Source organism: Synechococcales cyanobacterium T60_A2020_003 (genome assembly GCA_015272205.1).
Taxonomy (GTDB): Bacteria; Cyanobacteriota; Cyanobacteriia; order RECH01; family RECH01; genus JACYMB01.
This window is the reverse complement of the sequence record JACYMB010000261.1, coordinates 22,395-35,522: the sequence shown is the minus strand read 5'-3', so window position 1 is coordinate 35,522 and position 13,128 is coordinate 22,395. Positions and strand designations below refer to the sequence as shown.

The window sequence follows — 13,128 nt, the reverse complement described above, 5'->3', positions numbered from 1 at the left end:
TCCAGGGGACCCACGGGTCGAGTGGGTCAAACCAGAACACCCCTTTACAGCGATTAGTGCGGCTTCAGAGGTTCATGCCAACCACAATGAAGCGCTCAATAGTTCCAATAGATCGAAGTGGTCAAAGGTCAGTATTCCCCCTGCTTGATTTTTTTCTTGGCCGCACATAGGATTGTGTGTGGATTACTTTACCTACTTCGCATACTTCATATTGCAAAGAAATTGCCATGTCAGAATTTACAACGAATGATGCTAACGCGGCCGTTCTACTAGACTTGTATGGCCTGGATATTACGACCTCGAAAAAGGTAACGGTCACAACACCAGATAAACCTAAGCCTAAGACTCCCAAAGGAACTGTGCTGGTTGAAGGTTCAAAAGCAAACGATAAAGTGACTGCTTTTGGTAGCTTTGACTACGCTATTGAAGGGCGGGGTGGCGACGATAAGCTAAGGGGTGGTAAGCAAGACGACACCATTGTTGGTGGTGCTGGTAAAGACGTTGCGATTGGCGGTAAAGGCAAAGACATCTTTGAGTTCAGCAACGGGGATTTGGTGGAGAGCAACAGGGCGAAGAAGCTTGACACGATCAAAGATCTTGGCAAAGGAGATTTAATTCGTCTGGACAAGAAGATCGTTGACAAGAACCTCAAAGCTGGTGCCTTGGATCCCGACGATCTTGCCGTTGTTAAGAAGAACTCTAGCAAGATTGATGCAACTCTGATCTTTGTCAAGAGCGAAGGTGTACTGTACTACAACGATGACGAGAAGACGAAAGATACGAAGTTGGTGAATATTGATGGCGTTAATCCACAAGCTGATAACTTCGAGATTTTTTAGCAGATCGTTTGGTTTCGTTTTATTCGCCACTTCTGAATAAGCAGGAGAGACCAACCATCTCCTGCTTTTTTATGTCTAGGACTTACGCAATTGGGCGATTTTGCGCGGGTGTAACCCGCGCAAAATCGCCTAAAAGACTCAGGACGCCGCACGTAGTGCGTAAGTCCTGATGTCTTCTAGGCAGAGCTATTGGCTTCTGCTGGTAATGCTGGCTATGTAAACGATTCACAACAGCGTAGTCTGGCAGGTTGTCGTTGGCTGTAAGAATGGTTTGGCAGCCCTATTTTTGAGAAGATAGAATCATAGTCACCCAAGGTATCCAGCACCGATTCCCCCATCAAGGTTTAGGAGTTTTAGGATTGCAGCAACAGTCTTCCCCAGAACCTCTGCACGAGTTATACCGTCGGTTGGGTGACGTGTTTCTGGCGCAAGAGCAGTGGCAAAAAGCGGTAGATGCTTACCAGAAGGCGATCGCCCTTCACGCCGATGATGGTGACGTCTATGTAAATCTAGCGATCGCCCTTCAGTTTTTAAATCAACATGCAGAAGCCATAGATGTCTATCGCATGGCTCTCAAGCATGATCCGACTCAAGCTAGCATCTATAACAACATGGGGCGATCGCTTGCCCATATGAATCGTTTTGAAGAGGCGCTCATAGCCTTCGAGCAGTCGCTTGCGCTAAATCCTAGCTTTGCCCTGGCCTATTATAATATGGGCAAGCTCTTGCAGCGAAAACGATACCACCACCGTGCCATCGCTTGTTTTTGTGAGGTTCTTAAGCGTCAACCGCATACGCTCATTTATTCTGAGCTCGGAATGGAATGGCTCTCATTAGAAGAGCCACAGCGGGCGATGGCTTACTTTCGACAAGCCGTGCTCCCACAACGCAATCTTATTGATGCTTACTGCCGTATATATCAAGATCAAGTTTTAGACTCTACACCAGACCCTGAGGACTTTCTAGGTCTTGCCAGGAAAGAGAGCATTCTGTTTTTGAAGGCGTTATTGGCTTTAGATTCAAAATCAGTAATCCATCTAGCAAACGCGTATCGGTACTGGGGAGATCTATTTACGCGAGATGGAGGGCGATCGCAGCGACAGTATGCCGAACAAGTGTATACATACGCGCTTCAGTTGAATCCCTATTTAGAAGAAACGTATGATCAGTTGTCGCAATGCTTAAGCGATCAAGGACGATTGACCGCTGCAGTCTTAGTTCAACACTACGCAACAGTGTGGAACGCCCCTGTAGAGGAGACAGCCACTCCTACATCCTCTAGAGATAGGGAGATAGAGTCCCAACCGACTGCCGTTTCTTCTTCGCCATCTCTCGTTGAAAGCACTGTAGAAACACTTGAGACCCTGAACGGTTGTGGTGGACTTAACTGTCGAGCTTGCCTCCAGGACATTTGGCACTCCTATATGCCAAAGCAGATTGCGTCTGGTGTTTATAAACTGGGGGGCAGTGGACTAGCCAATACATTATTTCCGCTCGATGTGCTGACTTTACCCGATGGACAGTGTTGGATTGCCCCTTATAAAAACCCATGGCAGATCTGCAACGTAATTGCTGTCTATAACCAAGAGAACACCTGGATTTCATCCCGATCGCGCGAATATCCAGGACAGTTGCCGAATTGTTCTCAGCAGACTGTGCAACCAGAGCGGGCGATCGCCAGGTACCAACATCCCGTTGAACGCCTACAGGGACGAGTTGCGGTAGTGTCAGGACTGTCAGGACATGTCTATTTTCATTGGATGGTGGATATCCTGCCTCGCTTGGAACTGTTGCGGCAAGCGGGGATCAACCTGTCAACCCTGGATGGAATTGTGGTGAACAGTCAGCAACGATCGTTTCAACGCGAAACGCTGAAACTCTTTGGTGTGCCGGATGATCGAATTATCGAGAGCGATCGCCATCCCCATATTCAAGCTGATGAGCTGATTGTGCCTTCATTCTCTGGCTATTTGGGATGGCCACAGCCTTGGACATTAAACGTATTGCGCGATCGCATTCTTCCCCATATTTCGACCCAAGAGGCGTACCCTGAACGAATTTATATCAGTCGAGCGGATGCCACCTATCGCAAAGTACTGAACGAAGCTGAACTGGTTAAACACTTAGAGGTAGAAGGGTTTGTCTCTGTTGGCTTGGCTGAGCGATCGGTCGTTGAACAGGCGACGTTGTTCCACCATGCCAAGGTCATCATCGCGGCTCACGGCAGCAGTTTGACGAATCTAGTATTTTGCCGTCCGGGGACGGTCGTCATTGAACTAACGTCGCCGAACTACATCCGTCCCTACTACTGGGATATCAGTCGCCAACTGGGTCTACATCACCTGATTGCCTATGCGGAGGTGCTGAGCTGTCATCCTATTCGTCAGGTGATGTCTCCCAACCCGCTGACCGAAGATTTGTGGATTGGGACATCTACGGTAGACACAATTCTTACCCATTTGAAAAGCTGGCAACAGAATGGAGATGCTAGGCTAAAAATCACTCCGGATCATCGAGTTCAAGAGTCGTCTATGCTTCCTTATCTCAAAGAGGCGATCGCCTCCTGCGAAAAAGCATTTCAAACTCAAGCCGATACGTTTCAGACGAGTCGCACCCTGGGCCATATGCTTCAGGCTCAAGGGCTATTTGATGAGGCAATGACGTGGCACACGCTAGCGGTACATCCTGACCCTAATTTGGCCGAAGTTTATGCCTGTTTTGGGCAGCTTTATGCAAGTCAACGCCATTGGGATGACGCGATCGCCGCCTATCAAAACGCGTTAGCCGAGAACGATAGTTTTGCAGAAGCGCATTGGGGGCTGGCGGAGGTATACAGCAGAATCGGGGATGTAGAGGCTGAGATTCGCCATCGTCAACAGGCGATCGCCCTTAACCCCCAGTGGAATGATGCTGAAAGCCAGTTCTTGATCGGGAATGCTTACCTTGCCCAACAGTCTTTTGAAGAGGCGATCGCGGCCTATCAAGCGGTGATCGAACAATATCCTGGGCTGAAAGAAGCACACTACAACCTAGGCACCGCCTTCTTAAAGGCAGAACGCTATCAAGATGCAATTGCAACCTATCAAGCGGCTCTCGATCTGGATGCCGACTATGCTCCTGCTCATCATGGCCTCGGTAGTGCGTTTGCAGGAATGGAGCACTATGATCAAGCGATTCACCACTATCAGCGGGCGATCGCCCTTAAACCAGACTGTTTAACTTATCATCAGTTGGGACATAGTTTCAGGCAACTCCAACAGTGGGCAGACGCGGCCACAGCGTTTCAACACGCGACTGATCTCAATCCTGATTTTCCGTGGGCGTATCACTCTCTGGGCATGATGTATTTGCGACTGGGGCAACCAGAGCATGCGATCGCGCCGCTGCAAAAAGCGGTGCACCTGAAGCCGGAGCATCCCCAATTTCGCCTCACCTTAGGGAATGCGCTGACTAGGGTAAAGCGAATCGAGGAGGCGATCGCTTCGTATAAGCAGGCCATCGGACTTAGGGCAGACGCCGAGATAGAGCTATTTGAGCTGGGCAGAGAATTACGTCAACGTGGCTATGGTGATGCCTGTATGGTTTGCTATCAGCAAGCGATTGAGCAGGATCCGATGCAGCGCAGGGCATACGTAGAACTTCAATACATGTATGCGAAAGAGCATCATCTTCAAGGTCTAATTAGCTTGTATCGGCGGATTCAGGCGTCAGACCGATCATTTCATCCCATCTTGTGGTCGAATTTAGGTGACGTGCTGACGCGTAAACAGAAGATTGAGGAAGCGATCGACAGTTATCGAGCAGGTTGTTATGCCTCCATCACGGCTACGTATCCCGAATTCGCACAGGTGCAATGGCCGGATCGCAAAACTCATCCCCCAGATTTCATCATCATTGGTGCAACCAAGTGTGGCACGACGTCCCTGTACCAGTATCTGAATACCCATTCCCAGATTTTGCTACCCCAGCGCAAAGAAGTCGATTTCTTTGATCGGCAGTTCCATCTCGGCAAAGACTGGTATCTATCCCAGTTTCCCTCCTTAACCGATGAGCCAGGATTCTACACCGGAGAGGCCAGTCCCAACTACTTTTACAGCGTTGGCACCGAGACGAACATTCATTCCATGTTTCCGAACATCAAGCTGATTGCCCTCCTGCGAAATCCTGTAGATCGAGCGATCTCGGCGTATTACCATCGCAGGCGGCACGGGGTTGAATCGCGATCGCTCGATGTTGCGATCGCAGAAGAAATGGAAGCTTTAGCCCATGCTACGGAGGAACAGTTGATGACGCAGCAGGGATCTGGTTTCCAAAACTCTGTCTTTGGCGGTTTGTATGTTTACATGCTGAAGCGGTGGTTCTCTGTATTTCCGAGGGAGCAAATGCTCATTCTCAAAAGTGAAAATTTCTTCAAGAATACCGATGAAACGATGCAACAGGTATATGATTTTCTCAATATTCCGGCTGCATCGACATCGACTAGCGGCAAATATAACGTCGGGTCTTACTCCGACGAGGAGTCGGATGTGCGGCACGTGCTTGCTAACTTCTTTGAACCCCACACCCGCCGCTTAGAAGACTATTTGCAGATGGAGTTTCAGTGGGATTGATCGTCGAATCTGTTCATGCCATTGTTTTCTGCATGGTGGGTACGTGCTGCCTACCCCTGGAAATAATGGATTTTAGGTCGATCGTTTCTCGAGCGGGGGCGATCGCCCTCATCCATCCCAATCCATAACCGCTAAGAAAGTTAAACCAAACTGTACCGATGTAAAAATCGGGGCAGAATATTCAAGGTACACAGAACATCTATTCCATACCCGTTAGGAGTGAGCATGACAGCGATTGAGCAGGTACAGGCCGGAGACCATCTCCGACAGCAGGGCGATTTAGAGTCTGCTGTTGAAGCCTACCAAGCCGCGATTCAGATTGATCCGCAGTGTGTTAGCGCTTATCAACGCCTTGCGGAAGTCCTCCAAGAGTTAGGAAACCTTGACCAATCTGCAACAGCCTATGAGCAGGCGATCGCCGTCCATCCAGAGTCTATCCACGCTGAGGACGATGCTACAGAACCTGTAGAGGTAGGAGATAACGATAGCCTCTCTTTAGTTTCGGAACCCGATGCAGAATCCTGTCCAACCGCTCCGCCATCGATCGATGAGAATGATGATTCTGACGTAGACATCAGCGCCCAGGAAGTAGATAACGATAATGAGTCCGCAGAAAACGCCACTAATGCCACGATTGAGTCTTTGCAATCTCTGATTGACCAACAAATGTGGGCAGAGGCGATCGCCCTGAGATTGCAGGTCGTCCAGCAAACCCCCTCGGCCTTAGCGTATAAGCTGTTAGGAACGGCATTGCAGCGGCAAGGGCAGCTAGACGATGCCTTTGAAGCTTATCAGCAAACCCTCGCCTTAGAACCCAATTGGGCAGAGGTATGGGCGAACATTGGGAGCCTTGAAGCGCAGCAGCACCAGTGGCAAGCCGCCGTAGAGTGCTACGAACGGGCGATCGCCCTCAAGCCGGATTTTGCCGGAGCCTATCGTAACCTTGCTCGCGTGTTGCAGCGCCTGGATCAATTACACCAATCCGCCGACTGTTGGTATCAAGCCATGATGCTCGATCCCGATGCGGGTCACGCAAGTGACTATCTAGATTTGGGTAAAGAGTTCCTACTCTGGAAGCAGATCGATCGGGCAATCGACTGTTTTCGGATGGCGGTTCGGAATGATCCCACGTTGATTGCAGCCTATGAGCACTTGGCAGAGGCACTCCGGTACAAGCAATCCCAAGACACGGATGCCGAGAGACAGTCCGCAGCAGAGACGGATTCATCAACCGCCCCATCTCTCCCTTTTAATACCCAACCTGTTGAAGCAGAGCCAGAGTTGTCTGACGCGGAAAAAATGGAACTTGCTAAGGTGCGGGTTCACGAGTGTCTTGATGACCGAAACTGGCAAGAGATGATTCCCTACTGCCAGTACATTTTAGAGCGGGAACCCAACAGCGACACATACCGGATCTTGGGCAATGCTCTCCTGCAATTGGGGCAGTTTGAGAGTGCGATCGCTGCCTACGAAAAAGCCTTGGACTACCAGCCCGACTCGGCGGAAATCTACACCAACTTGGGAACGGTCTACGCTCAGCAACAAGAGTGGACAACCGCCGTTCAGCATTTCAAGCAGGCGATCGCCCTTAACCCCGACTTTGCCGGAGCCTACCGCAACCTGGCGCGGGCATGGCAAGCCTTGGGGAAAACCGAATCAGCGATGGAGTGCTGGTATCAAGCGCTCAAGCTTGAGCCAGAAAAGCTAGCGGCTGAAGAGATGGTCTCCTTTGGCGATCGCTTTTTGCTGTGGGGACAGACCGACCGGGCAGTAGAGTGCTACCAGCTTGCGGTGCAGTACGATCCCTCGCAGTTGGGCGCACGCCAAAAGTTGGCCGATCTGCTCGGGAACATGGAGCGGTGGCAAGAAGCCGTAGAGCATTACCAAGTGCTCTTGCGTCGGGGTCGAGGCAGTACCCTGGTTCGTTCTGCTTCGACCTCTTCGACCTTGGCGCAAGCGGATCTCTCCCCATTGACCAAGCTCATGGATATACTCCAAACCACGGACGATACCGATCCTGATGCGCTGTACCAGGTGGTGGAGGTGTTGAAAAAGGCGGCAGAGGATTGCTCTGACCAAGCCGTGATTCACTATCGCGAACGCGGCAACCTAGCTCAGGCGAATGAGGACTGGATCACCGCCACTGCAGCCTACGAGCGAGTGGTTGACCTGGATGGATCCCTAGCAATCGACTGGGGGAATTTGGGAACGCTCTACGCGCGGCAAGAGCAGTGGGAACAGGCGATCCAGTGTTATGAAAAGGCGATCGCCATTGAAAGTCGAGCTAGCTTCCATTGGAATTTGGCGCAGGTGCTAGGAAAACTAGAGAGAACCGAAGAAGCCTCCCATGCTTACTATCGGGCGTTAACGTTAGAGTCAGAGCGAGCGACCCCCGAACAACATATCTCACTAGGAGAAATATTTGAAAAACAACACAATCTAGAACTTGCACGTTCATGTTACGAGCGATCGCTCCTGCTTGCCCCAGATTCTGCACAAGCTCTATTTTCGTTGGCGCGGGTATTCTCCAAACAAGAGCAGTTTGCAGTTGCAGAGGAGCGGTATCGCCAGGCAACTGAACAGGCCCCTGAAAGTTCCTACTGTTGGCATGGCTTAGGAGATGCTCTGTCCAAACAAAAGCGTTATGAAGATGCGATCGATGCCTATGAGCGGGCTATAGCTCTCAGTTCAGATTTCTCATGGTCGCATCACAACCTGGGAGTAGCGTTGTCCGAGTTAGGGCGTTGGAGTGAAGCTGTGGATGCCTATAAGCGGGCAATTGACCTTAATCCAGACTTCTACTGGTCTCATTACAATTTGGCTGAAGCGTGCATCCGTTTAGGCAACTGGAACGGAGCAATTGAAGGCTATAGAAACGTCATTGAGCTTGAGCCTACGTTGCAGTGGTTAAACGATCGCATCGGAGCCTTAAAGTTTATTCAAGGAATGCAAAGTTTAGAAGCGTACGATGTTACGTCTGCCCTTGACTATTTTCGAGAGGTTGACCAAGTCGGCGGTATAGAGACGATGCCTCTCCCCTTTTTTAGTCCAGATAGCCCACTGTGGTCCCAGGAATGGGCACCGTGGATTTCGGGGTTGGAGCGGATGAAGCCGATCGATCGCCCTTGGCCTCGCATTACGGTGGTGACGCCCTCACTCAACCAGGGGCTTTATATCGAGGAAACGATTCTATCGGTCACACGTCAACAGTATCCCAACCTGGAATATATCGTGGTTGACGGTGGCTCTACGGATGGCACGAAGGCGATTTTGTCGCATTACCGTCCTTACTTAACCGATCTCATCATCGAACCCGATCGGGGACAATCCGATGCTATCAACAAGGGATTCAAACGGGCAACCGGAGAACTCCTCCTCTGGGTGAATAGCGACGATCGCTTGATGCCAGGAGCCCTCCACATGGCGGCGCTGACCTATCTTCAGCGTCCGTGTGATGTGATTGCGGGAATATGTTTGGTACATGAGAATCGCCAAGTTCAGTTGATTCGTAAGCCCCTAGCACGACAGGCGGATTTCACGGTGGATAACTTGGCGGATGTATCGGGGCGTTGGGCGGATGGATACTTCTTTTATCAACCTGAGGTCTTTTTTAGCCGTAGCATTTGGGAGCGGGTTGGGGGGAATGTTAATGAGGATTTGCACTATGCGATGGATCATGACCTTTGGATGCGGTGTGCCCAGATGGGTGCAAAGTTGGAGGTTGTAGATTATCCGTTTGCACTGTTTAGAAAACATGATCAGCAGAAAACTGTGAATAGAGATGTTGCAGTCAAAGAACAATTTCAAGTAGCAAGAGGGTATTTGTCTTCACAGGTGGAAGTAGCATCTTCGAATGGTAGCCAAAGTTCTGCTAGAAATGATCATGCTAGTACTTCACAAATGAATAGGGCTAAATCTGATCACCTTACCAGTAATCAATATCTAGACAAGGGGAGAGATCTCAAACAGCAGGGGCATTTAACAGCAGCGGTTAACCTATATCGTGAAGCAATCAACTTGTATCCTGAAGATGCAGATCTTTATCGAGAGCTTGGTCTTGTATTAGAAGAGGTTAAAAAAAAAAGACTGAGTGAGCAATCTGTAGATGTATTCATATGTGGGAAATATGACACTTATCCTGACCTAACAGGCAAACGACAAGCAGAAGGCGGGTTACGTTTGTCTGGTATCTACAAGGTTAGTTCTGAAGAATTTCCTCTTGTTTCAATTATTACTGTTGTTTATAACAACTCCACTACGTTTGAGCGTTGCATCAATTCTGTTCTTAACCAAACCTACCAGAATGTTGAATATATTGTTATTGATGGTGGAAGCGAACAAGAGACTTTAGACATTATTCGAAAATACAGTGACAAAATTGATTACTTCATTTCCGAACCTGACAAAGGTATTTATAATGCCATGAATAAGGGGCTAGAACTAGCCCATGGTGATTACATCAGCATTCTCAACTCAGATGATTGGTACTCATTAGAGTTTGTGAGTTCTTGTATTGAGGTTGCGAAGCAGCATAATTCCTCAGTTGTATACACCTACTACTCTCATAAAGGTACTACGTTCATCAATAGTGGTATCAATGAAGGAATTTTCCTAGGCCATCTTAATGTTTGCCATAATACATTTTTAGTCAGTCGAGAATGTTATGACTTGGTTGGAAAATATTCTGAAGATTATCATATCGTGAGCGATGCACTTTGGATACGAAAAGCGTTTCAGCAAGGTGTAAAATTCAATTTGGTTCCAAGAGAGCTTTTCACTCTTTCAGAGGGGGGACTTTCATCAGGAGACTCTCCAGAACGAAGACAGTTATTTATCTCTGAAGTAATTAAAACTTACAAAGATCGATTTGAATTTTTAGAACATTTAGAAGCAGAGAACATATATTTATTTCGATTTAATCCTGGAAGATCGTCAGGCTTAGTTGCGATAGCTCAAAAATACAAAGATCAAACTCTTTTTCTGAAAAGTTTATCAAAGTACGTTGAGCATTGTTTTAGATGTTTGCCTAAGTTTAAACTGTCACATACAGAATCTGGCAAAGCATTTCTAGACTTTATTAGACTTGCAGAAATTCTAAATATACCTAAGTCTTCAATTCAGATTAATACTAAACATGGTTTATTTGGAGCACTGATAGAACAGTTTGATACTATCCTTTCAAGAACTAAAAACTCAGGTCGAGGAAAGCTTCTACACTTTGTATCTGTCTTCTCTAGACCATCAGAAGCTTTTATCTATGATCTGATTCAGCGCCTTGAAAAAGAGACTGTTTTTGATAATTTTGTTCTATATGAGCATAGATTACTTCCTGATGAGCGCCCCTACAGCAAAGGCATATATTTACCATGGCAAGACTTTCATGTTGAAATCAGAAATGAGCTGTATAAGTATATTTTCGAGAATATGAGACCTGATGTTGTAGTTGCTCACTTTGCATTAAATGAGTGGAAAATATTTCAACGATTGAAGCCATTGAATATTTCGGTGCCTACTATTAGCATGACCCATGGTATTGATGTGTTCTCAATGAAAGAGAATCAAGAGTATAGAGACTATTTACTTGGGGACTTCTCAAAGCGAAAAAATACGTCTTTCACTGCTGTTTCTCACTATCTCAAGCAAGAGTTATTAAAACATGGTGTTTCTGATGACAAAGTTAGCCTTGTCCATAATACAGTTCATGAGCGATTCTTCTCCAACAGAAAAAAGTCTAATTATTTTAAGAAAGGCGAAACTCTTAAAATACTTGCAGTAGGGAGGTTAATAGATTGGAAAGGTCATATTTATTTGTTACAGGGACTTCAGTTCTTTAAGAACAATTGTTATGCTGATGTTCATCTAACAATTGTGTATGCTAACGGGAAAGATTTTTATCAAGAAACTGTTTCTGAAATTGAAAATCTAAAATTGCAGTCAAATGTTTCCTTAATTCCATTTGTTAATTTTTCGGAGGAATTAGATTACTTCCAAAAATTTGATGTGTTCATACAGTCTTCAACCTATACTCAGGACTCACTTAGAAGATCAGAGACTTTTGGAGTTTCCGTTTTGGAGGCTATCGCTTCTGGTTTGCCAGTCATTGTTACGAACGCTGGAGGATTGCCCGAAGTTGTTGGATATGAGAGCAAACATTCAAGAATAGTACAGCATGGAGATGGGCTAGCTATAGGTCAAGCATTGAAAGGGATGTTTGAGAAGGGAGAATGTTTTTCCGATAACATTGAGTATGCAACCGAAAGGCTTTCTCACTTTTCAAGCAAAAAGCAAGTAGCGTTACTGACAAAGGAGATCTTTAAAGTCTGTCAAAACAAGCTCAACGCCACCCTGTTCTCATCAAGTACTATCCAAGGTGCAGGGTATGCCGCCTTCCGACTCCATAAAGGTTTACAGAACACGAGTATAAACTCTACGATTCTGACCACGGTTAGAAATCATGAATCATTCCCAGGCGTAAAGGTAATGCCTCATCCTCTTCAAAATGGGCATTCCTGGAGAATTTTGCAAGATCCTTCAATTAGTAAACCCGAACTCACAATTTTTACGATTAATCATCCCCTAATTACTCCAGAGCAGCTTGAGTCCTTAGTTAAAGATGCTGATGTAATTAACCTCCACTGGACAGCGCGATTCTTATCTGCTGAAAATATTGCATATCTGAGTAATATGAATAAGCCTCTTGTGATGACTATTAGAGATATGAATCCTATCACAGGGGGATGTCACTTCTTTCATGGATGTATTGAGTGGCAAAAGAATTGTGAGAACTGTCCTCAACTTGTCGATCATTTCGATAACTTTCCTAGCAAGGTTCTTGCTGCTAAGAGGCACTACTACAATTTTGAAAACATTACAATCGTGACTTTGAGCAAGCACACAGCAGAGATTGTTAAGAAAGCACCCTTCTTTAATCAGTGTCGAATTGAGATTATACCGAACTCAATAGAAATAGATGTGTTTAAGCCGCATAACAAAGTTGAGGCACGTAAGAAGTTAGGACTTCCTCTCGATCGCAAAATTATTGGTTATGTTCCATCTTTTTCCAGTGCGGTGAAAGGCTATCGGGAAGTTATAGCTGCTTTTGATATCCTTAAACAAGAACAAGCAGAATTGAATCCATTTGTGATGTTAGTTGGTGATAAGACGCCAGCTAATGATCAAATTAAACTTGATCACAAAAGTCTAGGCTATATTAGCGATAATGAAAAACTTGCAGTAGCGTATTCAGCCGCAGATGTGGTTGTTGTACCTTCTTTAGAAGAAACTTTTTCAAATACGACCGCTGAAGCAATCGCTTGTGGAACGCCAGTGGTCGGATTTCAGACAGGGGCTATACCCGACATGGTTCAGGATGGCATTACAGGCTATACATTCTCTGTTGGTGACTTTAAAGGATTAGCAAAAGGAATTCGATTAGTCCTAACGGGAAATGATATGTCTCAAAACTGTAGACAATATGCAGAGGACAATCTAAATCTCATGCTTCAAGCGAAACGGTATGAACAACTTTTCTATGAAGTATATGCTCATAATCTTGGCTTTACCAAACAGACGAATAATCCTATAGCTTCTTTCCCTGAAACAACACCAACAATCATGAATCTTTTAGCAACGAAAGTCCTAAGTATTAGAGTTAATCCCTAAATCTTACAGGAGTTCTT

The 13,128-nt window shown here is 46.6% G+C and carries 3 protein-coding genes; all 3 read left to right on the top strand.

Annotated features, from left to right (window positions below; all coding sequences use genetic code 11):
* Window positions 1-227 precede the first annotated feature (227 nt).
* Window positions 228-839 carry a hypothetical protein gene (locus IGR76_13055; GenBank protein MBF2079407.1) on the top strand — a complete coding sequence of 204 codons (612 nt, stop codon included), beginning with the start codon at window positions 228-230 and terminating at the stop codon, window positions 837-839.
* A 359-nt stretch (window positions 840-1,198) separates the two neighbouring features.
* On the top strand, window positions 1,199-5,449 hold the full coding sequence (locus IGR76_13050) for a tetratricopeptide repeat protein (protein ID MBF2079406.1): 4,251 nt from the start codon (window positions 1,199-1,201) through the stop codon (window positions 5,447-5,449).
* A 225-nt stretch (window positions 5,450-5,674) separates the two neighbouring features.
* The gene (locus IGR76_13045) at window positions 5,675-13,111 is read left to right on the top strand and encodes a tetratricopeptide repeat protein (GenBank protein MBF2079405.1); all 7,437 of its coding nucleotides are present in this window, start codon (window positions 5,675-5,677) and stop codon (window positions 13,109-13,111) included.
* The last annotated feature ends 17 nt before the right edge of the window (window positions 13,112-13,128 follow it).

Excerpts from the sequence above, each read along its gene's own strand:
- IGR76_13055 (MBF2079407.1), top strand. The coding sequence starts at position 228 with ATGTCAGAATTTACAACGAATGATGCTAACGCGGCCGTTCTACTAGAC.
- IGR76_13045 (MBF2079405.1), top strand. The coding sequence starts at position 5,675 with ATGACAGCGATTGAGCAGGTACAGGCCGGAGACCATCTCCGACAGCAG.